Source organism: Rhodococcus sp. NPDC060086 (assembly GCF_042730275.1).
In the GTDB taxonomy this organism is placed as follows: Bacteria; Actinomycetota; Actinomycetes; order Mycobacteriales; family Mycobacteriaceae; genus Rhodococcus.
The window spans coordinates 1-23,109 of record NZ_JBHWWZ010000020.1 but is presented as its reverse complement, the minus strand read 5'-3'; the positions used below and the strand labels follow the sequence as shown (position 1 = coordinate 23,109).

Annotated in this window: 22 protein-coding genes and 2 pseudogenes; 11 read left to right on the top strand and 13 right to left on the bottom strand. The window is 66.1% G+C overall.

Annotated elements, in window-relative coordinates:
- Positions 1 to 125 precede the first annotated feature (125 nt).
- Positions 126 to 1,160, top strand: a complete 1,035-nt coding sequence (gene fepB / locus ACFWB0_RS13540) for a Fe2+-enterobactin ABC transporter substrate-binding protein (protein WP_378490960.1) — start codon at positions 126 to 128, stop codon at positions 1,158 to 1,160.
- Between the two features lie 99 nt (positions 1,161 to 1,259).
- Here fepB and ACFWB0_RS13535 read toward each other — a convergent pair whose 3' ends face one another.
- Positions 1,260 to 1,823 carry an NAD(P)H-dependent oxidoreductase gene (locus ACFWB0_RS13535; RefSeq protein ID WP_378490959.1) on the bottom strand — a complete coding sequence of 188 codons (564 nt, stop codon included), beginning with the start codon at positions 1,821 to 1,823 and terminating at the stop codon, positions 1,260 to 1,262.
- A gap of 107 nt (positions 1,824 to 1,930) precedes the next feature.
- Here ACFWB0_RS13535 and ACFWB0_RS13530 point away from each other — a divergent pair, with 107 nt between their 5' ends.
- Positions 1,931 to 2,554, top strand: a complete 624-nt coding sequence (locus ACFWB0_RS13530; protein ID WP_378490958.1) for a TetR/AcrR family transcriptional regulator — start codon at positions 1,931 to 1,933, stop codon at positions 2,552 to 2,554.
- Between the two features lie 9 nt (positions 2,555 to 2,563).
- Positions 2,564 to 3,358: an META domain-containing protein gene (locus ACFWB0_RS13525; protein ID WP_378490957.1), complete on the top strand. Its 795-nt coding sequence runs from the start codon at positions 2,564 to 2,566 to the stop codon at positions 3,356 to 3,358.
- Positions 3,359 to 3,405: 47 nt separating this feature from the next.
- On the opposite strand, the gene ACFWB0_RS13520 is transcribed toward ACFWB0_RS13525, so the two are convergent.
- Positions 3,406 to 3,954: a nucleosidase gene (locus ACFWB0_RS13520; protein WP_378490956.1), complete on the bottom strand. Its 549-nt coding sequence runs from the start codon at positions 3,952 to 3,954 to the stop codon at positions 3,406 to 3,408.
- A gap of 120 nt (positions 3,955 to 4,074) precedes the next feature.
- Between ACFWB0_RS13520 and nadE the strand changes: the two genes are divergently transcribed.
- A complete protein-coding gene (nadE, locus tag ACFWB0_RS13515) occupies positions 4,075 to 4,914 on the top strand; it encodes an ammonia-dependent NAD(+) synthetase (protein ID WP_378490955.1) in 840 nt (279 codons plus the stop codon).
- 3 nt (positions 4,915 to 4,917) lie between these two features.
- Here nadE and ACFWB0_RS13510 read toward each other — a convergent pair whose 3' ends face one another.
- Both ACFWB0_RS13510 and moaA read right to left on the bottom strand, forming a co-directional pair.
- Entirely contained in the window at positions 4,918 to 5,181 is a 264-nt protein-coding gene (locus tag ACFWB0_RS13510; RefSeq protein ID WP_378490954.1) for a MoaD/ThiS family protein, read from the bottom strand.
- A 4-nt stretch (positions 5,182 to 5,185) separates the two neighbouring features.
- Positions 5,186 to 6,244: a GTP 3',8-cyclase MoaA gene (moaA, locus tag ACFWB0_RS13505; RefSeq protein WP_378490953.1), complete on the bottom strand. Its 1,059-nt coding sequence runs from the start codon at positions 6,242 to 6,244 to the stop codon at positions 5,186 to 5,188.
- Positions 6,245 to 6,332: 88 nt separating this feature from the next.
- On the opposite strand from moaA, the gene glp reads away from it, so the two are divergent.
- From glp to ACFWB0_RS13485, 4 genes are all read left to right on the top strand, one after another.
- Positions 6,333 to 7,526 (top strand): gephyrin-like molybdotransferase Glp, encoded by a 1,194-nt coding sequence (gene glp, locus ACFWB0_RS13500; RefSeq protein ID WP_378490952.1) that lies wholly within the window; start codon positions 6,333 to 6,335, stop codon positions 7,524 to 7,526.
- On the top strand, positions 7,523 to 8,527 hold the full coding sequence (gene moaCB, locus ACFWB0_RS13495; protein ID WP_378490951.1) for a bifunctional molybdenum cofactor biosynthesis protein MoaC/MoaB: 1,005 nt from the start codon (positions 7,523 to 7,525) through the stop codon (positions 8,525 to 8,527). The genes glp and moaCB overlap by 4 nt, the downstream gene beginning before the upstream one ends.
- The gene (locus ACFWB0_RS13490; RefSeq protein WP_378490950.1) at positions 8,520 to 8,936 is read left to right on the top strand and encodes a molybdenum cofactor biosynthesis protein MoaE; all 417 of its coding nucleotides are present in this window, start codon (positions 8,520 to 8,522) and stop codon (positions 8,934 to 8,936) included. The genes moaCB and ACFWB0_RS13490 overlap by 8 nt, the downstream gene beginning before the upstream one ends.
- A 284-nt stretch (positions 8,937 to 9,220) precedes the next feature.
- Positions 9,221 to 10,660: a DEAD/DEAH box helicase gene (locus ACFWB0_RS13485; RefSeq protein ID WP_378490949.1), complete on the top strand. Its 1,440-nt coding sequence runs from the start codon at positions 9,221 to 9,223 to the stop codon at positions 10,658 to 10,660.
- Positions 10,661 to 10,761: 101 nt separating this feature from the next.
- On the opposite strand, the gene ACFWB0_RS13480 is transcribed toward ACFWB0_RS13485, so the two are convergent.
- The 3 genes from ACFWB0_RS13480 to ACFWB0_RS13470 form a co-directional block, all read right to left on the bottom strand.
- Positions 10,762 to 11,784 carry a CobW family GTP-binding protein gene (locus ACFWB0_RS13480; protein ID WP_378490948.1) on the bottom strand — a complete coding sequence of 341 codons (1,023 nt, stop codon included), beginning with the start codon at positions 11,782 to 11,784 and terminating at the stop codon, positions 10,762 to 10,764.
- Positions 11,785 to 11,919: 135 nt separating this feature from the next.
- Complete coding sequence (locus ACFWB0_RS13475) at positions 11,920 to 12,558, bottom strand: MBL fold metallo-hydrolase (RefSeq protein ID WP_378490947.1); 639 nt, start codon at positions 12,556 to 12,558, stop codon at positions 11,920 to 11,922.
- Positions 12,555 to 13,640 carry an S-(hydroxymethyl)mycothiol dehydrogenase gene (locus tag ACFWB0_RS13470; protein WP_378490946.1) on the bottom strand — a complete coding sequence of 362 codons (1,086 nt, stop codon included), beginning with the start codon at positions 13,638 to 13,640 and terminating at the stop codon, positions 12,555 to 12,557. The genes ACFWB0_RS13475 and ACFWB0_RS13470 overlap by 4 nt, the downstream gene beginning before the upstream one ends.
- A gap of 259 nt (positions 13,641 to 13,899) precedes the next feature.
- On the opposite strand from ACFWB0_RS13470, the gene ACFWB0_RS13465 reads away from it, so the two are divergent.
- A complete protein-coding gene (locus ACFWB0_RS13465) occupies positions 13,900 to 15,699 on the top strand; it encodes a cutinase family protein (RefSeq protein ID WP_378490945.1) in 1,800 nt (599 codons plus the stop codon).
- A gap of 17 nt (positions 15,700 to 15,716) precedes the next feature.
- Here the strand turns inward: ACFWB0_RS13465 and ACFWB0_RS13460 are convergent, their stop codons facing one another.
- Positions 15,717 to 16,994 (bottom strand): LuxR C-terminal-related transcriptional regulator, encoded by a 1,278-nt coding sequence (locus ACFWB0_RS13460; RefSeq protein WP_378490944.1) that lies wholly within the window; start codon positions 16,992 to 16,994, stop codon positions 15,717 to 15,719.
- A 62-nt stretch (positions 16,995 to 17,056) separates the two neighbouring features.
- Between ACFWB0_RS13460 and ACFWB0_RS13455 the strand changes: the two genes are divergently transcribed.
- On the top strand, positions 17,057 to 18,586 hold the full coding sequence (locus tag ACFWB0_RS13455) for an AMP-dependent synthetase/ligase (protein WP_378490943.1): 1,530 nt from the start codon (positions 17,057 to 17,059) through the stop codon (positions 18,584 to 18,586).
- A 67-nt stretch (positions 18,587 to 18,653) separates the two neighbouring features.
- On the opposite strand, the gene ACFWB0_RS13450 is transcribed toward ACFWB0_RS13455, so the two are convergent.
- Positions 18,654 to 19,598 carry a cupin domain-containing protein gene (locus ACFWB0_RS13450; RefSeq protein WP_378491011.1) on the bottom strand — a complete coding sequence of 315 codons (945 nt, stop codon included), beginning with the start codon at positions 19,596 to 19,598 and terminating at the stop codon, positions 18,654 to 18,656.
- Between the two features lie 135 nt (positions 19,599 to 19,733).
- Between ACFWB0_RS13450 and ACFWB0_RS13445 the strand changes: the two genes are divergently transcribed.
- Positions 19,734 to 20,669 (top strand): SDR family NAD(P)-dependent oxidoreductase, encoded by a 936-nt coding sequence (locus ACFWB0_RS13445; protein ID WP_378490942.1) that lies wholly within the window; start codon positions 19,734 to 19,736, stop codon positions 20,667 to 20,669.
- Here ACFWB0_RS13445 and ACFWB0_RS13440 read toward each other — a convergent pair.
- From ACFWB0_RS13440 to ACFWB0_RS13425, 4 genes and pseudogenes are all read right to left on the bottom strand, one after another.
- Positions 20,666 to 21,690, bottom strand: a pseudogene (locus ACFWB0_RS13440) (methionine synthase). The gene ACFWB0_RS13445 and the pseudogene ACFWB0_RS13440 overlap by 4 nt on opposite strands.
- A 26-nt stretch (positions 21,691 to 21,716) precedes the next feature.
- Entirely contained in the window at positions 21,717 to 22,328 is a 612-nt protein-coding gene (locus tag ACFWB0_RS13435) for a putative oxygenase MesX (protein WP_378491010.1), read from the bottom strand.
- On the bottom strand, positions 22,225 to 22,467 hold the full coding sequence (locus tag ACFWB0_RS13430) for a putative oxygenase MesX (RefSeq protein WP_378491009.1): 243 nt from the start codon (positions 22,465 to 22,467) through the stop codon (positions 22,225 to 22,227). The genes ACFWB0_RS13435 and ACFWB0_RS13430 overlap by 104 nt, the downstream gene beginning before the upstream one ends.
- 232 nt (positions 22,468 to 22,699) lie before the next feature.
- A pseudogene (locus ACFWB0_RS13425) lies at positions 22,700 to 22,987 on the bottom strand (LysR family transcriptional regulator); the annotation flags it as partial.
- Between the last annotated feature and the right edge of the window lie 122 nt (positions 22,988 to 23,109).

Below are 23,109 nucleotides of genomic sequence, written 5' to 3'. Positions count from 1 at the left end.
CAATCGTCCTCCGGCGGAATCGCCGAAGCCGAGCCGCGACATCCACCTCGAACTTAGGGCATGCTGCCCTAACCGTAGGATCGCTCGATGATGCCGTTTCGGCAGCACTATGCAGGAGGAAGATCTTGTCCACTACATTGCTTCGTCGTCGCCCCCGGGGCGTGCGCCTGATGGCAGCCGTCGGCGCCCTGGCCCTCGGAGTCACCATGACCGCGTGCTCGTCCGACACCGGGTCGAGTGACGACGCGCCGACGACTGCCTCCGAATCCGACGCGTCGAGCGGGGAATGGCCGCGCACCGTGGAGACGGCCGACGGCCCGGTAACCCTCGACTCTCAGCCCGAACGGATCGTGTCGACGAGTGTGACTCTCACCGGCACCCTGCTCGCCCTCGATGCGCCGCTGTACGGCACCGCGGCACAGCCGCCGAGCACCGTGACCGACGAGGACGGCCTGTTCACACAGTGGGCCGACGTGGCAGCCGAGCGTGATGTCGAAGTCCTCTACCAGGGCGAGCCGAATCTCGAGGCGATCACCGCCGCGACGCCGGATCTCATCGTCGTCTCGTCCAGTGATGCCGATTCCACGCTCGATCAGGTCGAACTCCTCTCCCAGATCGCACCGACCCTCGTCTACGACTACTCGGACAAGTCGTGGCAGGACCTGACCACACAGATGGCCGAGGCGGTCGGTGCAGAGGAACGGGCGACCGAACTGCTCGAGGAATTCGACAACAAGGTCGACGATGCGAAGAACGCGATTTCCCCTGTTCTCGCGGAGGACGACACGGTGAGCATCCTCACCTACAATTCGCCCGAGGATTCCCGGATCTTCACCGACGAGTCCGCTCAGGGGCGACTCGCCACCCGGCTGGGCTTCACGGTCACGTCCGTTCCCGAGAATGCAGGAGCGGCCGCTGCCGGACGCTCGGACATCATCGCCGTGGCAACCGAGAACCTGTCGCTGGCGCTCACCGGGGGAACCACTTTCATCATCAACGCCCTGCCGGAGGACGCCGACCGATTGAAGGCCGACCCGACACTGGCAAACACGAAGTCCGTCCAGGACGACTCGGTCTACGCGCTGGGTTACGACAGCTTCCGCCTCGACTTCTACAGCGCGAACAACGTCGTCGATCGCATCCTCGACGCGCTCGGCTGATCCCGCACATATCCGTGCGTGAACGTCTCCGACATCGCGCACGCGACGGGGCCGGAAACCTCAGCGGTTTCCGGCCCCGTTCGCACGTGACAGTCGCGATCAGGCGCTGGCGAGAGCTGCCTTCGCATCGGCGAGAGCGGTCACGACGGCAGAGATCTGTCCCGCAGTCTCGGCGTGCTCCTTGGCGTGGGCCTCGCCGAACTTGCCGAAGGTCTCTCCGACGGTGAGCGACCCACCCTCGATGACCTTGCCGCCGGCGATACCGGCGGCCTTCACCGTGTCTTCGAGAGCCCACTTGCCTGCGTTCCGGCTCGGCGACTGGCTGACGACGGCAACCGGCTTGCCCGTCATCGCGCCCACGCCGTACGGGCGGGAGAGCCAGTCGATGGCGTTCTTCAGGACAGCGGAGATGGTGCCGTTGTACTCCGGCGTGACGAGCAGGAACGCGTCGGAGTCTGCGGCCGCGTCCCGCAGTGCAGCAGCGGCGGCCGGAACGGTCTCGCTGTCGAGATCTTCGTTGTAGAACGGAATGTCTGCGAGCCCCTCGTACACGATGACCTCCACTTCGCTGGGCGACACCTCCACTGCGGTCTCCGCGAGCTGACGAGTGATGGCGGCGGAGCGCAGGCTGCCGACGAGGGCGAGAACTCGGGTCTGGGCCATGTTCGAATCCTTGAGGTCTGGGGACGGGAAGTCCGGGTCGAAGCAACTACACGAGCATAAACGGACCGCAGTCCACTTCAATTCCCCGTCCGTTAAAGTGTGACCTTGTGAACACTCCCATCCCTATCGTCGGCGAGAGCGTGGAACGAGGTGATGCCGCGCGCAACCGGCAACGGCTCCTCGACGCCGCGGCGCTCCTCGTCGCCGAGCGCGGACCCGACGCGGTGACCATGGACGCCGTCGCAGCCCGCGCCGGCGTCGGTAAGGGCACGGTGTTCCGCCGGTTCGGCTCACGCGCGGGGCTCATGGCCGCTCTCCTCGATCACAGCGAGTCCGCGTTCCAGCATGCCTGCATGTACGGCCCTCCCCCGCTCGGGCCCGACGCCGAGCCGATCGCGCGGTTGATCGCATTCGGCCGGGCACGCATCGAACTCGTCGAAGTCCAGGGCGAACTGCTCCGCGCAGCGGAGAGCTCCGCCGAGACTCGCCACGGCAACGCTCCCCGGCAGGTCTCGCTCATCCATCTCGAGATACTGCTGCGCGCGACCGGGATGGGCAACCACTCCCGACTGCTCGCCCACTCACTGCTGGCATCGCTCGACCCCGGCCTGATCCTGTACCAGTGGCACGAGCTCGGCTATCCACTGAAACAACTCGCCGACAACTGGGCCGACCTCGCCCATCGTGTCGTCACCGGCCACAGCGCCCCGAATACGGGTTACTCCACGTAACGTGAGCGGATGACTCGTATCCTCGGCGTCCTGGCCCTGTTCTCCGTAGCGGTTGCCGTCTCTGCATGCAGCACCGATGCTTCCGAGGTATCCGACTCCGGATCGGCAGACGATCTCACCGGCCGCACGTTCGTGTCGACGGAGGTGATCGGTCAGGCGATTCCCGGCGGCGGGCCCCTCATCATGGAGTTCCCGGAGCCCGGACACATCGCCGCAACCGCGGGCTGCAACCGCTTCGTCGGGTCGGTCGACCTCACCGACGGCACCCTGATCGCGCCGAATCTCGCCAGCACGATGATGGCGTGCCCGCCCCCTCTCGACGCCGTCGACGGATGGTTGAGTTCCCTCTTCTCCGGGTCTCCCGAGTGGAGCCTCGACGGCGACGATCTCACGCTCACCGGCGGTGAGACCACAGTCTTTCTGACCGACAAGAAGGTCGTCGACCCCGATCGGCCGATCACCGGAACCGAATGGGCCGTCACAACCGTGCGCACCGCCGACGCGGTCATGTCGTCGGTCGCGCTCGAGAACGCCGCTCCGACCCTGACGGTCGCCGAGGACGGGCAGGTCTCGGGCAGCACCGGATGCAACCGTTTCACCGGAACCGCCCAGGTGGGCGACGGCACCCTGACGTTCGGTCCGCTGGCGACCACCCGCGCCGCGTGCACCGACCCCGAACTCACCGAGATCGAAAACCACGTCCTCGCGGTCCTCTCGGGTGAGACCACCTATGTCGTCGACGGGACGGAGATGACGCTCACGGCGTCGAACGGGGTCGACGGTCTGGGCTACACGGCACGTTAGCCACCAGGCACGTCAGGCAGTGGAACCCGTCAGTACCGCCACCCCCGTCAGTACCGCTCCTCGAGCCACCGAGCGAGTGCTCGTGCCGCAGCGTCGATCTGCTTCGGCCAGTCCATCGCGGTGTCATCGGCGTGGTCGCTCACATACTTGACCAGCCGAATCCCCGCTCCCATATAGGCGGCGGCGTGGGCGATCGCGAAGCCTTCCATGTCGACGAGGTCGGCGCGCGCAGCCAACGCGTCACGGACCTCGGCCTCGGAGACGAACGTGTCGCCGGTCGCGAGAACGGTGCCGTCGCCGTCGCCGATCGCGAGCGTGTCCTGCACCGGATGCCCCAGACTGCGCAGCACGTTGCTGCTGATGTCGTGATTGATCACCGTCGACGGCACATACAGCCCACCGTGGTGATCGTGCAATGCACCCGCGGTACCGATGTTGACGACGAGCGGCCGCGCGTCCTCCGGGTGTCGTGCGAGCGCCGCGGTGACCGCCACCGCGGCCGTGACCTTCCCGATGCCGGTGATGAGGACGTCGTACCGATCGGGCACATGCGCCGCTTCGGCCTTCGTTGCGGATACGACGAGAATCCCGTTCACATGCAGCCTTTCTCGATCCGGTGGGGTCGCCGGCGCACCACCCGGTGCAGTGCACGACCCGCGTCCCGCACCGTATCGCGGCACGCCGCATACCCGTGACGTGCCCGGTAGAGTTCCCGCATGGAAAATCTTCGCGATCGCATCATCGATGAACTCGGAGTCCGGCCCACTATCGATCCGCGCGCCGAAATCGACACGCGTGTCCGGTTTCTCACCGACTACCTGCGCAGTACGCCCGCAAAGGGCTTCGTGCTCGGAATCAGCGGGGGCCAGGACAGCACTCTGGCGGGCCGCCTCGTGCAGCTCGCGGTGGAGGCACTGCGCGTCGACGGGGACGAGGCCGAGTTCGTCGCCGTCCGCCTCCCCTACGGTGAGCAGGCCGACGAACACGATGCGCGGATCGCGCTCGACTTCATCGCGCCCGACCGCGAGTTCCGCGTCAACGTCAAGCCCGGTGCCGACGCAACCGCCGCCGAAGCCGCCCAGGGCATCGGCGAACTCCTCGGCGGCGACGCCACGCTCCGCGATTTCGTGCGCGGCAACATCAAAGCCCGCGAACGGATGGTTCTGCAGTACGCCATCGCCGGCCAGCTCGGTCACCTGGTGGTCGGCACCGACCACGCGGCGGAGGCCGTCACCGGCTTCTTCACCAAATTCGGGGACGGCGGTGTCGACATCACCCCGCTCACCGGCCTGACGAAGCGGCAGGGCGCGGCGCTCCTCCGTGAGCTCGGGGCCCCGGAGAGCACGTGGAAGAAGGTCCCGACGGCGGATCTCGAAGACGACCGGCCCGCCCTGCCCGACGAAGTCGCACTCGGAATGACCTACTCCGAGATCGACGACTATCTCGAGGGGAAGGCCGTCACAACGGAGGTTGCAGAGAAGGTCGAGCGCGTTTTTCTGACCACGAGGCACAAGAGGACCGTGCCGGTCACTCCGCTCGACACCTGGTGGCGCTGAGCGCTATCCGCCGGCGAAGGGTGGCAGCACGTCCACCTTCGCCCCCGCGGGGTAGGTCAGATCGCGGGTGAGTTCGCCACCGCCCGAATCCGGTTCGACGAGATAGGCGGCAACCGTCAGGACCCGTTCCATGTCTGCGCCGTGTCGCTCGATCAAGGCCGCGCGCAACGCGGCCAGGTCGGAACCGGCAGCGAGGTCGACGGTCTCCTTCTCACGCCCCGCGGCGTCGGCTGCTGCCGCGAAATACCGCACCTCGATCCCGGTCATCTGATCAACCACCGATAGCTCCCATACTGCGTTCCGGCGGCACGAAATCCGCCGCATCGATGCCGTGTCCGGCCCACTTGTTCCACATCGCACCGCGCCACAACGCGGCAAGCTCCTCATCGGTCGCGCCACCGCGCACCGCCGCCCGCAGATCGGTCTCCCTATCGCTGAACAGGCACGACCGGACGGTGCCCTCCGCGGTCAGGCGGGTGCGGTCGCAGTCCGAACAGAACGAACGGGTCACCGACGCGATGATCCCCACGGTCGCCGGTCCACCGTCGACGGACCACCGCTCCGCCGGCGCCGACGGATCCTCCCGCGGTGCTTCGGTGAGCGTGAACCGGGCACCGAGCACCTCGAGCAGACGCTGGGCGGTGACCATGTTCGCGCGTGCCCACTCACCGTCGGCGTCGAGGGGCATCTCTTCGATGAACCGCAGTTCGACGCCTTCGTCGAGGCACCACTGGAGCAGATCGGTGGCGCCGTCGAGGGTTTCCGGCATGAGCACCGCGTTGACCTTGACCCGGGCCAAGCCCACGGTCTTGGCGGCGCGGATACCGGCGAGGACCGAGTCGAGGCGGTCGCGGCGGGTCAGCCGGGCGAAATGGTCGCGGTCGACGGTATCGAGGGAGATATTGATCCGCGAGAGGCCTGCGTCGCGTAGGCCTTGGGCGCGGTGGGCGAGTCCGACGGCGTTGCTGGTCAAGGCCAGCGGCACATCGGGTGCGGCTCGGCGGCAGCCGGCGATGATGTCTTCGAGGTCGCGTCGCATCAGGGGTTCGCCACCGGTGAAGCGCACCTCGCGGACGCCGAGGAGGTCGGTGGCGACGCCGACGAGTCGCACGATTTCGTCGGTGGTGAGCAGTTGCTCGCGGGGGATGGCGGGCAGGCCTTCTTCTGGCATGCAGTAGGTGCAGCGCAGTGAGCACTTCTCGGTGATGGAGACGCGCAGGTCCCGCGCGACGCGACCGAACCGGTCGAGCAGGTCGGGCGTCTCGGGACGGTCCGATACGTCGTCCGTTTCCGCGCGCACGGACGGCATTCCCACATTGACTGCTGTCACATGATCACCGGCCTCATATCGCCAGTATGCCTATCGATCGTGCCCGGCGACACGGATAGCCCCCACCGGCACCGGTACGGTAGGCGCCATGGCAGGCGGAAGACGGTCGGTGGAGGAACATGCACAGCACGTAGCGAAGCTTCTCGAGCCGCTACGGTCGATACCTCCGGTGCAGGTGCCGCTCGCGCGTGCGCTGGACCGGACGCTTGCGGAGCCGGTGCACGCACCGATCTCTCTCCCTCCGTTCCGTAACTCTCAGATGGATGGCTACGCCGTCGATGCCGCGTCGGTGACCACCGTGCCGGCGACTCTGCCGGTGAAGGCCGTCATCGCCGCCGGCGACGCCGTCTCGACCCTGACCGCGGGTACCGCTCTCAAGATCATGACCGGCGCCCCGATTCCCGACGGTGCCGACGCTGTCGTTCCGGTCGAGGACACCGAGATGGACGAGGCTTCAGGCACCGTCACCGTGCATCGCACGACCACACCCGGCACGTATGTGCGCGAGGCAGGCAGCGATGTGCGCGAAGGTGAGCTCCTGCTCCCCGCGGGTACCTTCCTGGCGGCCCGGCACATCTCGGTCCTGGCCGCAGTGGGCCTGACCGACGTCCTGGTTCGGAGCCGTCCCCGTGCCGCGGTGATCTCCACCGGAAGTGAGCTCGTCACCCCAGGCCACGAACTCGGGCCCGGAAAGATCTACAACTCGAACGGTCCTGCTCTTGCGGCGAGCGCCGCGGCGAACGGCGCCGAGGTTTCCTCTATCGCGCACTGCGAGGACGATCCCGAGGAGTTCGCGGACATGATCGCCCACGCGGTGGCGGTTGCCGACGTCGTCTTCACGTCCGGCGGTGTCTCGAAGGGCGATTTCGAGGTCGTCAAGGACACCCTCGAACCCCGCGGCGGCACCTTCGTGTCGGTGGCGATGCAACCGGGCGGACCACAGGGAACCGCGGTCGTCGACGGCGTGCCGATCCTGACGTTCCCGGGCAATCCGGTGAGCGCACTCGTCTCGTTCGAGGTGTTCGCCCGTCCGCTGCTGCGCGACATCGCGGGTCTGCCGGCGATCGCCTCCGGTACACGACCGCTGACGGCCGGGCTCGAGTCGATCCCCGGCCGACGTCAGTTCCTGCGGGCCCGTCTCGACGGTGACCGCGTGGTACCCCTCGCCGGACACGGCTCTCATCTCGTCGCGGGCCTGGCCACCGCCGATGCGCTCCTCGACATCGACCCCGACATCACCACCCTCGAATCCGGAGATCTCGTGAAAGTGCTTCCACTGTGAGCGAATTGAGCCACCTCGACGATCAGGGCCGCGCGCGCATGGTCGACGTCTCGACGAAGAGCGATACCCATCGGATTGCCGTCGCCGCAGGTGAGCTGGCGACCACCACCGAGGTGATCGCGCTCGTCCGCGCCGACGACATGCCGAAGGCCGACGTGCTGGCCACTGCCCGCATCGCGGGCATCGGTGCTGCCAAGCGCACGTGGGAACTCATCCCCCTCTGCCACCAGCTGGCCCTGTCGACGGTGAAGGTGACGTTCGGTTTCACCGACACGACGATCACGATCGAAGCCGTCGCGAAGACCACAGGCCCCACCGGGGTCGAGATGGAGGCGCTCACCGCCGTGGCCGTCGCAGGACTCACCCTGCACGACATGGTCAAAGCCGTCGATCCCGAAGCGGTACTCAACGGAGTACGCCTGGTGTCGAAGGAAGGCGGCAAGCGCGGGCGGTGGTTCCGTGCGGATGCGCCCGAGCAGGCCGACACATCGATACCGGAACCCACATCGATACCGGAACCGGCCGCCGCACGTTCCGCTGTCGTCGTGGTCTCCTCCACCGGCGTCGCCGCGGGCACCCGCGACGACAAGACCGGTCCGACCATCGAGCGGTGGCTCACCGAGCGCGGATTCTCCGTACGGGGACCGCTGATCTACGCCGACGCGCGGATCTCTTCGGGCCTGGCCGACGCCCTCACCGGTAGCCCCGCACTGGTCGTCACCACCGGCGGTACCGGCGCGTCTCCGACCGACGGCACGCCCGAAGCCACCCTTGCGGTCCTCGACCGCGAGTTGCCCGGCGTCGCCGATTCGATTCGCAGGCGCGGGCTCGATGTCACTCCGCACGCGGTGCTCTCCCGCGGTGTCGCCGGCCTGGCCGGGACCACCGTCGTGGTGAACCTCCCCGGATCACCGGGTGGCGTCAAGGACGGGCTCGCTGCGCTCGACCCGATCCTCGATCATCTGTTGGCGCAAGTGTCCGGAGGCGGAGCCCATGAGTGAGCTGTTGGCAAAAATTTCGTCGGAGCCGTTGGACCCCGCCTCGGTGGACGCCGCAGTGGCCGGCCCCGAGCACGGTGCCGTGGTGGTGTTCACCGGTGCGGTGCGCAACCACGACGGTGGTCAGGCGGTGACGGCACTCGAGTACAGGTCGCATCCGGACGCCGAGGCCTTCCTGCGGCGGGTCTGCGAGGAGGTGGCCGCGGACTCGGGCCTTCCGGTCGCCGCGATCCATCGGGTGGGCGAACTCACGATCGGTGATCTCGCAATCGTCGCTGCAGTTGCCGCACCGCACCGCGCAGAGGCTTTCGCCACATGTGCCGAACTCGTCGAACGCATCAAACATGAAGTGCCCATTTGGAAACGACAGCAATTCGCCGACGGGATCTCCGAGTGGGTCGGCGCCTGCTGACCACCCCACCCCCACCCGAGCGAATGTATCGTTCGTCTCGATAGATCGAATGAACGATACATTCGCTCGGCAGCGGGAACGCAGTTCGGCGACGGGTGAGGTAGGCTGATCCGGTTCGGGTGTCACGAAGACACTCACCGTCGTGGGATACCGGCGGCCCGGGATCGTGCCCGGCCCGCAAGCAAGAACAAGCATCGGCTTTCCTCGCGGCGATCACACCGCACCATCTCGGGATCACTTCCGTATGCGTGCACACACGCCGCAGTGAAAGGCAGCGCTGTTCTATGACTACATCCTTTTCCGATCTCGGGGTTCCCCGTCCTCTCGTCGCCGCATTGAGCGACTCGGGCATCACCAGCCCGTTCCCCATCCAGGCGGATACCCTTCCCGATTCCCTCGCCGGTCGTGACGTGCTCGGCCGCGGCAAGACCGGTAGCGGTAAGACCCTCGCGTTCTCGATTCCGCTCACCGCTCGCCTCTCCGGGGGTTCGACGCGCGCTGCAGGACGTCCCCGCGGTCTCGTGCTCGCGCCGACCCGTGAACTCGCGACCCAGATCGCCGCGGTCGTCGAGCCCCTCGCTCACACTGCGGGTCTGCGGGTCACCACCATCTTCGGTGGCGTGTCCCAGAACCGTCAGGTCGAGGCACTGCGACGCGGAGTCGACATCGTCATCGCATGCCCGGGCCGCCTCGAGGACCTGATGCGTCAGGGCTTCGTCAGCCTCGATTCCGTCGAACTCACCGTGCTGGACGAGGCCGACCACATGGCCGACCTCGGCTTCCTCCCCGGTGTCACCCGCATCCTCAACGCCACCGCCAAGGGCGGACAGCGTCTGCTGTTCTCCGCGACCCTGGACAACGGTGTCGACAAGCTCGTCAAGAAGTTCCTGCACAACCCGATCCTCCACTCGGTCGACGAGGCCAACTCCCCCGTTGCCGCGATGACCCACCACGTGTTCGATGTCGCCGGTGTCGACGCAAAGAAGGACCTCATCCGCACCCTCGCTTCGGGTACGGGTCGCCGAATCCTGTTCATGCGCACCAAGCATCAGGCGCGCAAGCTCGCCAAGCAGCTCACCGACTCGGGTATCCCCGCAGTGGATCTGCACGGCAACCTCTCGCAGAACGCACGCGACCGCAATCTGGCGGCGTTCTCGTCGGGCGAGGCACGCGTACTGGTCGCAACGGACGTCGCAGCACGTGGTGTGCACGTCGACGACGTACAGCTGGTCGTACACGTGGATCCGCCGGCCGAGCACAAGGCTTACCTGCACCGGTCCGGCCGTACCGCACGCGCGGGCAGCGCCGGCGACGTGGTGACCCTCGTACTCCCGGATCAGCGCAAGGACCTCGCGATGATCATGCGTAAGGCGTCGATCAACGTCACGCCGGTGAAGTCCACCGCCAACTCCGAGCACGTCCTCGCGCTCGTCGGTGAGATCGCAGCGCACGTACCGCCGGCTCCGGCCCAGGCTGCGGCGTCGGGTTCGAACAGGCCGGCGCGTAGCGGTGGTGCACGTCGCAGCGGCGGGTCCCGACAGGGCTCCGGTGCGCGCAGCGATGGCGGCGCACGCCAGGGCGGTTCGGCTCGGCAGGGATCGGGTGCGCGCAGCGGTTCCGCCGCTCGTCAGGGTGGCACGGGTGGCCGCCGCACGGCGGCCGGTCAGGGCGCCACAGGTGGCGCCCAGCGTCGGGCGCCGCGCAGCAGCGCAGCTGCTCGTTAAGCACAGCAGCGCAGCTGCTCGTTAACACAGCAGCGCGGCTGCTCGTTAAGCACAGCAGCGCGGCTGCTCGTTAAGCACAGCAGCCCTCCGTAGGAGGATTTTCAGCGTGGCGTGAACCGGTGGACGGCGTACATTGCGTCCGCCGACACCGGTTCACCGGCCACGCACCGACTCAGCTGCTCGCGCACCGAGTCGGATTCCAGATCAGCACCGATGACGACGAGCTGGGTTGTGCCCGGAACGTCGTCGCCGCGACCGGGTGTTTCGAATCGGATGTGGTCGCCGACCGTCTGCAGCAGATAGGTCGTCGAGCGCAGTCCCGCGGTGACCGTCACATAGCCTTTGATCCGGAAAACTCCCGCGGGCTGATTCTCGAGCAGATCGACGAGTGCGCGCGGATGCAGTGGGGCGTCGCTTTCGAACGTGATCGAGTCGTATCCGTCGTGCAGGTGCCGATGGTCGTGCTCGTCGTGTTCACGCAGCAGATCGTCGAGGGTGAGCTGTTGGCCGGGCCGCGGCTCGGCACGCTCGGAGAAGTCGAACAGTAGTCCGGGGTCTACCCGTCCGTGATCGGTCGAGACCACCGCCGCGCGGGCATTGAGTCCGCACAGGCGACCGAGCAGGTCGTCGTGTGTGTCGGTGTCGACGCGATCGGTCTTGTTGAGCAGAATCAGGTCGGCCATCGCGACGTGCTGGTCGAGTTCGGGATGCCGCTCCCGGGTGGCGTCGAACTCGTATGCGTCGACGACGAGCACCAGTCCCCCGTAGGTGATGTGTTCGTTCTCGGAGCTCACGACGAGCCGGATCATGTTGCGCGGTTCTGCCAGCCCACTCGCTTCGACGACGATGACGTCGAGGTCGGATCGTGGGTGCGCAAGCTTGTCGAGCATCGCGTCCATGTCGCTGACGTCGACCACGCAGCACAGGCATCCGTTGCTGAGCGACACCATCGAGTCGACCTGACCCGCGACCATCATGGAGTCGATGTTGACGGAACCGAAGTCGTTGACTATCACTCCGATCCGAGCGCCACGGGTGTTGCGCAGCAGATGGTTCAGTAGCGTGGTCTTTCCCGACCCGAGGAAACCTGCAACTACGACGACCGGAATCTTCCGTTTCGCCACGCGCTCTCCTCCTCGACCGTCGTTCGCCCGGGCAACCCATGCTAGGACGTGCTTGCCTCGGCCGAGGCACTCGCCCTCGACACGCCGGTGCGCGGTTCCGGTATCGAGTACTACCGGAACCGCGCACCGATGATGTCAGCTGCCTCTCTTGATCCACTCCTCGAGGTGGGGCGATTCGGTACCGATGGTGGTGCCGTCGCCGTGCCCGGTGTGCACCGTCGTCTCCGCGGGCAAGCTGAACAGCTTGTCGCGGATCGACCCGATGATCGTCGGGAAATCCGAGAACGAGCGCCCGGTCGCGCCCGGTCCGCCGGAGAACAGGGTGTCGCCGGTGAACAGTTCTCCCGCCTCCGGCACGTACAGGCATGTCGACCCCGGCGAATGGCCGGGCGTCGAGATCGCCTGGATGTCGGTGCCCGCAACCGAGATTCGCTGCCCGTCCTCGAGCGTGCCGTGCGCGACCCCCGGATGGGTGGCTTCCCACAGCATGTTGTCGGCCGGGTTGAGCAAGATCGGCGCGTCGAGCTTCTCGGACAGTTCCGGTGCCACCGTGATGTGGTCGTTGTGCGCATGCGTGCACACGATCGCCACGACCCTGCGGTTGCCGACGGCGTCGATGATCGGCTGCGCGGTGTGCGCCGCGTCGATCACCACCACCTCGTCGTCGTTGCCGACCAGCCAGATGTTGTTGTCGACCTCCCACTCGCCACCGTCGAGCGCGAACACGCCCGAGGTGACGACCCGATCGATCCTGATGGGGCTCGTGGCGCTCACAACACCACCACCGAACGCAGAACTTCACCGCGGTGCATCGTCTCGAACGCCTTCTCGACGTCGTCGATCCCGATGCGTTCGGTGACGAACTTCTCGAGCGGAAGACGTCCCTGTTGGTAGAGGTCGACGTAGATCGGGAAGTCACGTTCGGGCAGGCAGTCTCCGTACCAGGAGCTCTTGAGGGAGCCGCCGTGTGAGAAGAAGTCGATCAGCGGCAGCTCGAGGGTCATGTCGGGGGTGGGCACACCGACGAGAACGACGGTGCCCGCGAGGTCGCGGGCGTAGAACGCCTGCTTGTAGGTCTCGGGACGACCGACGGCGTCGATGACGACATCGGCGCCGAATCCGCCGGTGATCTCCCGGATGCGCTCTACCGGGTCGACGCTCGTCGCATTGATCACGTGGGTGGCACCGAGGTCGGTGGCCCACGCGAGCTTCTTGTCGTCGCGGTCGACGGCGATGATCGTGCCTGCACCTGCGAGCCGCGCGCCCATGATGGCGGCGTCGCCGACACCGCCGCAGCCGATGACGGCGACGGACTGCCCGCGGGTGACTCCGCCGGTGTTGACGGCGGCGCCCAGACCGGCCATCACGCCGCAGCCGAGCAGCCCCACGACCGCGGGATCGGCTGTCGGGTCGACCTTGGTGCACTGCCCTGCGTGGACCAGCGTCTTGTCGGCGAACGCGCCGATGCCCAGTGCGGGCGACAGCTCCGTGCCGTCCTCGAGGGTCATCTTCTGGGTCGCATTGAACGTCGAGAAGCAGTACTGCGGCTGCCCGCGTTTGCACGCGCGACACTGGCCGCACACGGCGCGCCAGTTCAGGACGACGAAGTCGCCCACCTCCACCGAATCGACGCCGTCACCGACGGACTCGACGACCCCTGCCGCTTCGTGGCCGAGCAGGAACGGGAACTCGTCGTTGATACCGCCTTCGCGGTAGTGCAGATCGGTGTGGCACACGCCGCACGCCGCGATCGCGACGACGACCTCGCCCGGTCCCGGGTCCGGAATGACGATGGGCACGACCTCGACGGGAGCACCCTTTGCGCGTGCGACGACTCCGCGGACTGTCTGCGACATGTGGTTTCTCCTTCGTGACGTGGCCGGCTCGTGAGGTACCAAGCGCGGCCGGTGGTACCGACCCTATCGCCCGCACACCGTCCGTGTACCTGGTCGAACGAGGGGAAGCACCCATCCGAACGGCCAGGCGCCCCGGCTGCGTTCTCAGTTGTCCGGGCCATACACGTGTAACGCACAGGTCTGTTTATGCGACGTGTGTGATGACCCGCCTGCGTCGACACAGGGATGTTCGACAGGTGAGAACGGATTGGAAAAGCCCATGGCATTTGGAAAGTCGTCCTCACGCCGCAGAATTCTTGCCGGTGTGCTTGCGCCCACTGCTCTCGGAGTTGCGGCGGCAGTCGCGATCGCGTGGCCTCAACCTGACGTACCCACCGTCGCAGACCCCGCCCTCGCGGGTATGGCATCGACAGCCGACTGCCACGACATGGTCAGCATCGGCATCGGTGGTCGCGGAGACACCCCCCGCGACCAGACGAAGATGCTCGTCGACGCCAACGGAAACAAGCTTCCTGCCGCGCAGCAGGGTGCATACAAGAGCCACTGGGTCGACCCGGTGATCAACGCACCGCTGAAAGACCACGAAGGCGAGAATGGATATGCGGCGATCTATGTCGAGTATCCCGCCGACCTCGCGAGCTACGACGACGCCGTGAACACCGGTGCCGCCAATACCATCAAGGTCATGCAGGCGATTCAGGCCTCGTGCCCCGACACCCAGTTCGCCATCGTGGGCTTCAGCGAAGGCGCCGACGTCGCTCGGCGCGCAGCGATGCAGATCGGTAACCAGGAGAAAGGCGAAGACGGCTCCTGGGCCATCCTCGATCCCGATTCGGTCAGTGGTGTCGTGATCCTCTCCGATGCCGGCCGCGATGCAGGCGGAGGCTTCTTCCCGGGCGCGAAGGGCGACACCCCCGACGGCTTCGACCGCACCTACGATCCTGCCAAGGGCGCTGCTCCCGGAGGCGGAGTGCTGCCCGGAACCGGTGGCGCTTTCGGCCATCTCAACGGTAAGGTCGCCTCCTTCTGCTCCGAGGGCGACTTCGCATGCTCGACACCGGAGAACATCGCGCTGATCGAGCTTCTCGTCAACGTCGGCCGTCAGGTCAACGGTGATGCGTTCGAACGTGAGGGACTGACGCCCGCCACCGGCGCGGACCTCGCCCAGGTCGTCGGTCGCGTCGCGCTGCTGGCGCTCGCCGACATCGACGCCAACGAGAACTGGATGCGCTCGGACGAGACCTTCCTCGACGTCCTGATCAAGGTGTCCGACCCCGCCTACGACCCGGCTGCCGTCGCAGTCACTCCCGTCGCAGCCGACGGTACCGAGCCTATCCCCGCGGACCGCCTGGCCAACCTCGCGTATCTCCCGGAGAAGTTGCTCAAGGAAGTCGTCGGATTCGTCACGAGCAACCAGAACACCCTCGCGGTGATTCTGAGCGACCCGTACGACCAGACCTTCGGCTACAACGAGGAAACCCGGGATCACTACGGTCACCACTTCGACTACTGGGACGACGACGTCGACGGCAAGGGCACGACCACCGTCGAATATGCGGCCGCCTGGCTCAACCACCTTGCCGAACAGGCCAAGCAGGGCAAGCCTGTCTCCAAGGACGCCGAAGCGAAGGCCGTGCGCATGATGGCCGCTGCGGAGGCCGCCGAGACCGCAGAGACATCTGCGACCACGGAGACATCCGAGACCACGCCGACGTCGGAGACCCCGGCGGGAACGGACGCACAGGCGCCCATCGAGGCGGGCATCGCACCGGCACCCTCGGAGCTCGCACCGGGCGCTCCCGCACCGGTCGTCGATCCGGCCCTCACCGCTCCGGCGGCCACGCAGGCACCGATCGTCCCGGCAGCTCCGGGACCTGTCGCCGGCACCGATGGTGCAGTGACACCGGGGACACCGGGGACACCGGGGACACCGGGGACACCGACCGCAGAGTCGACGACCGGGACCCCTACCAGCGAGCCCACCACCGGCGAACAGACGGGCACCACCTCGCCGACCACCACCGCTACGACGACCCCGTCGGCGCAGCCGGTCTCCTGAGAACCGAGAACTCGGCGTCAGCTCGCAGCTTTGACCCCGGCCTCCGAACCGAGCGCCGCGGCCTCACCGCGAGTACTGGCGCCGAGTTTTTTCAGCACACCCGCCACATGGAATTTGACGGTCGATTCGCTGACACCCAGGCGTTCGGCGATCGCGCGGTTGCGTCGTCCCGCGACGAGGTGCTCGAGCACCTCGATCTCGCGAGCACCGAGCATGGCCAGGGCGTCGAACGCAGCACCGTCCGTCGCCGGGATCGGAAGAACCAGGGGCAGTGTCGCGCTCACGCGACACCCCCATCCAGTCGTCGACTCGGAGTCGATGGTGCCGCCCATGGTTTCGACCCGGTCACGTAGCTGACGTTCGAGTTCGACCGCGTCTATCTCACCGCGGCCGTCGTCGCGAATATCGACACCGAGTTGCGCCCCCTCACAAGTCCACGCCACCCGGATCCGCGTGATCTCGCTCTGCGCCGACATTGCGAGGACCGCTCCGCGGGCCAGCGCGCGGGCGGCATGCGCGACCTCACCGGGGAGAGCTCGTCCGTGGAGGGGCGGGGCCACCATCTCCAACTCGAGGTCACGGTGGCGAACGAGCGACCGTAGCTCGCCGTGCATCCGGGCGAACGCCGTCGTCACCGCTTCCTCCGCCAGCTCTCGGTGCGCGTCGACGGCCGAGCGCAGGGCGATCAGCGCGCTCGTCGCGGTGTCGCGTGCTGTGGTGCGGGCGCGGCTGTCGTCGAGGTCCTTCGAACGCAGGGTCGCCAGGATCGTTTCGAGTGTGACGGCGTGTGCTTCCGTGAGCTCGGCGACGGTACGCGCCCGCTCCGCGGATGCTGCCCTCGATTCCGCAAGGTATGCGGGGCTCGCGCTGTGCACCTGCAGCTGAATGCCGGTCGCGACAACCGTGAACAGCGACCGCACCAGCTCGAGGGACGCAGCGGATGCCCGTGCCCCTCTCGGTACCACCACGAGAAGGGTGTCGGTGCGGTCCAGCATCACGCACACGTCCCGATCTCGTCCCGCAACCCGAGCCGGGCCCCTTCGGATCTCTCCTGCCGTCAGGTCGGTGCGGATACGGTCGAGCTCCGCAACGGTGACCCGATCGACGATCGTGGGATCGCCCGCCACCTTGCGTGGCCGTCCGGTGCATTCCCGCGTGAACACGACGAGTGCGCTGTGCGGAACGAAAGCATCGATCAGCACCGAGAAGCGCTGACCCATCTCGGTGAGCGGGCCTACCAGCACGTCCCTCAGGTCGGTGATCAGAATGTCGGGACGAGGCGGTGCAGTACTCACGGACTCACGATGTCGGCCGGTATCATCCGATTCAGCCCCGGTCGCAGTAGGAGGTGTTCGGTATGGACACCGGCGTCGCGTCGAACACCGACCGCGGGCCCGACACCGTCCCACACCTGTTCCTCGACCGAGTGCGTCGCTCTCCCACCGGGGAGGCGTACGCGTACCCGGCTGGTGACGGGTGGCGTCGTGTCACGTGGTCCGGTGCGTACGCCGCGGTCGTACCTCTGGCAGCAGGATTGATCGCCCGCGGTGTCGTTCCCGGCGCACGGGTCGCGATGTGCGCTGCCACGAGCTACCACGCCATCCTGGCCGATCTCGCCATCACGTGCGCCGGCGCCGTCACGGTCCCGATCTATCCGGCGACGCGGGACGACGAGGTCCGCACACAGATTCACAGAGCCGGGGCTGTGCTCACGTTCGCCGACCGGCCGGTTCTCAGCAGTCCCGTTCAACGACTCGATCGGCTCGACGACCTCGCAGCGGAAGGCAGAGTCCTGCTGTCGTCCGACCCGGAAGCGGTGTCACTCCGGATCGACGCACTGACCGCGGACGATCCGGCATGGCTGATCTATACGTCGTGCGACGACGGTCGGACGAAGGCCGCGTGTCTGACTCATCGCGCCGCGAGCTACGGCGCGGCCGCGGTGGCGCAGACCGGCATCGTCTCCCCTGCCGATCGCCAGCTACTGTGGCTCCCCCTCGCGCATGTGTTCGGTCGCGCATTGCTGCTGTTGGGTATACATGTCGGTTTCCCCACCGCAGTGGATGGTCGCGCAGACCGGGTCGCGGACAATCTGCGGGCCACCCGGCCGACGTTTCTCGGATCGGTTCCACACGTGCTCAGCAAGGTCTGCGCCCTCGACGAGGAGGATCTCGGAGGTCGACTGCGATTCGTCATCTCGGGTTCAGCGCGGTTGAGCAGCGAGGTGATCGACCGCTTCGACCGCCGAGGCGTCCCCGTCCTCGAGTGTTACGGGATCACCGAGACCGCCGGACCTTCATGCGCGAACCTTCCAGACGCCCGGCGGGTGGGTACCGTCGGTGTTCCGTTACCCGGAACACGGATCGGCATCAGTGAAGCCGGAGAACTGCTCATTCGAAGCCCCGGTGTCATGACCGGGTACGACAACGACCCGGAGGAGACGGCCGCGGCACTCGACGCCGAAGGCTGGTTTCACACCGGCGATCTTGCACGCGTCGATGCGGACGGGTTCGTCACGGTCACCGGACGCAAAAAGGAAGTGTTCAAGACCAGCACCGGAAAGTACGTGTGCCCGGGTGCGATATCCGAACGATTTCGCACACTACGGCCGGGTGCCGAACTCGTCGTCGACGGTGAATTGCGCCCGTACTGTGTAGGGCTCGTGTTCACTGCGCTCCCCGACCCGGTCGTCGATGCCGCCCTCGGCCACTTGAATTCGACCTTGAACCACTGGGAGCAGCTCCGGCGGTTCGCGGTGATCCGCACGCCGTTGGATACGCACGACCGGGACGAGGCAGGGAGGCCGATCCGCGACCGGGTACTCGCACGGTACGCCTCTGTCGTCTCCGGCCTGTACGAGCGCGGTCAGCTCCGAAATTCCGGTTGATCGAGCAGACGCAGCGGCGCTCGTCACCGCACTATCGTCGCTGGCCAGTGTCGGTAGCGGGTCCTGCTCACTGATCTGCGGCGCGCCGTCGGTAGTCCGAGGGCCTGACACCGGCAATTCGCGTGAACGCCTCGCTGAAGGAGAAGGCGTCGGCGTAGCCGACCTCGCGGGCGATGCCCGCGATCGTGGAGTCGGTGCAGCGCAACCGATCTTCAGCGAGGGCAATGCGACGCTGTGTGAGGTACCGGATCGGGGATTCGCCGACCAATTCGGTGAAGCGGCGTGCGAACCACGCGCGAGACACGCCCGCTTCGGCAGCGAGATCCGACACGGTCCACGGGTGGGCAGGATGCTCGTGGATCAGCGTCAACGCCCGTCCGACCACCGGGTCTGTCTGCGCGCGGTACCACCCGGAGACCGGGGCGCCCGGCCGCGAGAACCAGGCTCGCAACGCGACGATGAGCGTCAGGTCGAGCAGTCGGTCGAGCACGAGCTGCTGGCCCGGCACGTCCCGAACGACCTCGTCCGAGAGACGACGCACGACCCAGTCCGGGACCTCGTCGGTGGGCACCACCAGCACGTCGGGGAGTGCCGCGAGCACCCTGTCGTCGACGTCCCCTGCGACCTGGTACGTGCCGTAGACCACGATCGTCGCATCCGCGCCCGGTGTCGCCGATGCGGTCCGCCGACCGGTCTGCAACTGGTCGGTGACATCGACCCCGTCTGGTGTGGTGTAGCGATCGCCGGGCAGCGCGACGAGTTGCGGGGCAATGCCCGGCGCATCGGCCACCGTGTACGGCGACCGCCCGCTGACGATCGCGACGTCGCCCGGCCCGACTCGAACCGGCTCGGCGTCGTCGATGAGCACCCACATGTGACCTTCGATCACTGTGACGAGCATCAGCGGCGCGCCGTCGGCGATGCGGATCGACCAGCCACGGTCCATCCCGGCCCGATAGAGCACCGCACCGCGGGCCCGGACCCCGTCGAGGAGATCGGTGAGAAGGTCGATATGACCAGCCTAGAACGCCGAGCCCGTCGACTCCATGGACGCGCGCACATCGGTACGAGGGTCGCAGGGATGGATCGCGGACGGCAGGCGATGTCGACTGGTCATGGAACAACCCACCACTGGACAGGGAAACCCATGACCACCATCGTGATGACCGGCGGCAGTGCGGGATTCGGAGCGGTTGCCGTCGATCAGCTGTCCCGCGATTCGGACATGCACCTGCTCATCGGCGCACGCACGGCATCACCGGATTTCATTCCGGTGGATCTCGCGTGCTTCGACTCGGTCCGCGGCTTCGCCGGGGCAGTTCAGGAGCGCCTCGACGACACCGGTATCGACGTACTCGCACTCAACGCCGGGTCGATACTCCCGTCCGACGCCATGCGCACCGACGACGACATAGAAGCGACCTTCGCCGTCAACCATCTCGCGCACTATCTGCTGGTGCGCCTGTTGCTGCCTTCATTGGCAGAGGGATCCCGCATCGTGATCACCACGAGTGGAACACACGACCCTGCCCTCCGCACCGGGTTGGAGGCGCCGCGGCACGCCGACGCCGACCTGCTCGCACACCCGGACCGCGACCCCGAGCGACACCCGGCACCGAAGCGGGCCGGACAGCATGCCTACACCGCGTCGAAGCTGTGCAACGTACTGACCGTCCGAGCGCTGCGCGTACATCCCGACATCCGTGCCCGGCACATCACGGCGCTGGCGTACGACCCCGGGCAGGTCTTCGGTACCGGGTTGGCTCGAAGCCTGCCTCGTCCGCGACGTATCGCATGGTCGATATTCGGGACGGTCCTCGGCGCTCCGCTGCGGCGGTTCGACCGCACGATGAACACGCGCGTCGCTGCGGGAACAGCCCTGGCATCTCTCGTCTCCGGAAGCACGATTCTTCCACCCGGCCGCTGTTACGCGGCGCTGCGCAGCGGACGATTGATCTTCTCGGATCCGTCGACGCTCGCACGCAGGGACGACGTGGCGCGCGCGTTGTGGAACGACAGTGCGCGGATGGTCGGCCTGACGGTCGATCAGAGCGTCGGGACGCTAGGTCGGCGGAGTCGCTAGGACAATTCACGTCGCAGGAGTTCAGCCCCCGCGGCGAGCGCGACCATCTTGTCTCGTGCGACGCGTCGGCCCAGTGGCGCCATACCGCAATTGGTACCCGGGTAGAGCTTGTCTGCGTCAACAAACGGGAGTGCGCGACGAAGGGTTGCGGCGACCTCTTCGGGCGTCTCAATGGTGTCGCTCGCCACGTCGATCGCTCCCAGCATGACCTTCTTGCCCCGAAGCAGTTCGATCAGGTCAACAGGTACTCGCGAATTGTGACTCTCCAGCGACACGATGTCGATCGATGACTGTCGCAGCAGTGGAAACGACTCTTCGTACTGGCGCCACTCGGCCCCGAGCGTTGCCTTCCAGGCGGTGTTGGCTTCGATGCCGTAGCCGTAACAGATGTGAACGGCAGTTTCGCAACTCAGCCCTTCGGTCACACGCTCGAGCGCGCTACGCCCCAGTCTTTCAGTTCGTCGAAGAACACGTTGAACGCGGGCTCATCGATCTGGATGATGTCGACGCCGGCGGCTTCCAAGTCCTTTGCTTCTTGGTTCAGGATAGTTGCGAACTCCCATGCGAGCATTTCGCGACTCTTGTAGTGGTCGTCGTAAAGCGTGTCGATCATTGTCATAGGACCAGGCAAGGCCCATTTGATGGGCTGGTCGGTCGCTGCTCGAAGACGTGTCGCATCCGCTACGAACACTGACTTTTCGCGACTCACCGCGCCGACAACCGTCGGGACGCTCGCGTCGTAGCGTTCACGAATTCGCACGGTCTCGCGCTGGTCGAAGTCAACGCCACTGAGGTGCTCGATGAACGTGGTCACGAAATGCTGACGCGTCTGTTCACCATCGCTGATGATGTCGAGCCCGGCATGACGCTGCTCATGTGCTGCGAGCGTCTGGGCGTCGAGTTTCCCTTCGCGCAGTTCGTCGTCTCGCAACTTCCACGGCGACCAGAGCTTCTCCGGCTCCGAAAGCCACGAGGGCTTGGGCAGGCTACCGACGATCGAGGTGGGCAGGAGCGTGTTCATCTTTGGTGCCTTTCGGTCTCGGACGGTCAGGCGGATTGCTTGGTAGCCCACCGTTCAAGAACAGCGCCATACGGTTTCATGAGATTCACCTCGGTGAACTTTCCCTGTGTGGTCGCGAGCCGAGTGCGCTCAACACGGTCGTAGCTCACCTGCGGAAGTGAATAGTTGCCGTTGTCGAGACTCGGCTGGTACACCTCCGACGCCGCAGTGTTCGCGTTGTAGATCTCGGGACGATAAATCTTCTGAAACGTCTCCATCGTCGCGATCGTTCCCGCGAGTGCGAGCAACGAATAGTCATTGAGCAAGTCACCACGGTGGTAGAAGGCCAATGGAGCGACGGACCCCTGAGGCATGAAGTAGCGAGCCCTGAGCCCCATCTTCCCGAAGTACTGATCGGTGAGCGACTTCTCATCTGCCACATACTCCGCCCCAAGGATCGGGTGGCAATTCGTGAGCCGACGGTACGTCCTGGACGTCGAAACGCTGATGCAGATGACTGGAGGCTGCGAGAACCGTTCGCGATACTCGTCCGATTCAACAAAACGCTGAAAGACCTGTCCGTGCAGATAGCCGAAGTCGCTGGGGATTCCCGTCGCTTGGTGCCCCGGGAGCCGAACGCTGAAATCGTAGTCGCGAATGTATGAGGAGAAGTTGTTTCCGACGATGCTCGCCGCGTGCGAGATTCGCGAAATTTGTCGTGCCGCGCGAGTTGGTCGACGGGGTGTAGTCCTCATTGAAGCGCGTCGTGCCGATACTGAAAACACACTCGTTCGTCATGCTGATCAGTTGCCCCAATACTTGCGGTGAGTGCAGCGACGAGCGCGTCACCTCACGAGTTCACTGCCTGAGTTTTCGCAGCACTTCAACCGAATCTCCCGATCGTCCAGGGCCGATCTTTCGGGCCGAGAAGACCCGGGAGCCGACGGTCCGAAGTGGCGTGGAAGTCAGTGTAAGTAGACCCGACGGCATAGCCTAAGTACTTTTTACGATAGCTGGATATAGCCCATCCCTATGCCAGCAGATCAACTCCGAACCCCGAAACGACGTCGCGCATCTCCGCCACGAATCGCTGAGCCTGGCCGGTCAGAGACACCGAGGCATGACCGATCCAACCGATCTCGATGCGATCGTCCACGTCGAGAGGAACAGCGACGATAGACGGATCGAGATCGTCCGAGACGATACCGGTGGAGATGGTGTACCCACCCAGACCGATCATGAGGTTGAAGATGGTCGCTCGATCGCTCACCCGAATGTCTTGCTTCGATGAACGGGTGGAGAGGATCTCTTCAGCGAGTTGACTTCCTCCCCCGCGTGAACACGAAGGATTCCTACGCAGCCTCACCATCCGGCAAGATCTGTTCAGCGGGTTCCTGCTTCACCGGGTCCGCGCATGCAAGCACACGTCTTACGCTCCCT

Excerpts from the sequence above, each read along its gene's own strand:
- ACFWB0_RS13535 (WP_378490959.1), bottom strand. The coding sequence starts at position 1,823 with ATGGCCCAGACCCGAGTTCTCGCCCTCGTCGGCAGCCTGCGCTCCGCC.
- ACFWB0_RS13525 (WP_378490957.1), top strand. The coding sequence starts at position 2,564 with ATGACTCGTATCCTCGGCGTCCTGGCCCTGTTCTCCGTAGCGGTTGCC.
- nadE (WP_378490955.1), top strand. The coding sequence starts at position 4,075 with ATGGAAAATCTTCGCGATCGCATCATCGATGAACTCGGAGTCCGGCCC.
- ACFWB0_RS13510 (WP_378490954.1), bottom strand. The coding sequence starts at position 5,181 with ATGACCGGGATCGAGGTGCGGTATTTCGCGGCAGCAGCCGACGCCGCG.
- glp (WP_378490952.1), top strand. The coding sequence starts at position 6,333 with ATGGCAGGCGGAAGACGGTCGGTGGAGGAACATGCACAGCACGTAGCG.
- ACFWB0_RS13490 (WP_378490950.1), top strand. The coding sequence starts at position 8,520 with ATGAGTGAGCTGTTGGCAAAAATTTCGTCGGAGCCGTTGGACCCCGCC.
- ACFWB0_RS13485 (WP_378490949.1), top strand. The coding sequence starts at position 9,221 with ATGACTACATCCTTTTCCGATCTCGGGGTTCCCCGTCCTCTCGTCGCC.
- ACFWB0_RS13470 (WP_378490946.1), bottom strand. The coding sequence starts at position 13,640 with ATGTCGCAGACAGTCCGCGGAGTCGTCGCACGCGCAAAGGGTGCTCCC.
- ACFWB0_RS13465 (WP_378490945.1), top strand. The coding sequence starts at position 13,900 with ATGGCATTTGGAAAGTCGTCCTCACGCCGCAGAATTCTTGCCGGTGTG.
- ACFWB0_RS13455 (WP_378490943.1), top strand. The coding sequence starts at position 17,057 with ATGGACACCGGCGTCGCGTCGAACACCGACCGCGGGCCCGACACCGTC.
- ACFWB0_RS13445 (WP_378490942.1), top strand. The coding sequence starts at position 19,734 with ATGACCACCATCGTGATGACCGGCGGCAGTGCGGGATTCGGAGCGGTT.
- ACFWB0_RS13430 (WP_378491009.1), bottom strand. The coding sequence starts at position 22,467 with ATGACGAACGAGTGTGTTTTCAGTATCGGCACGACGCGCTTCAATGAG.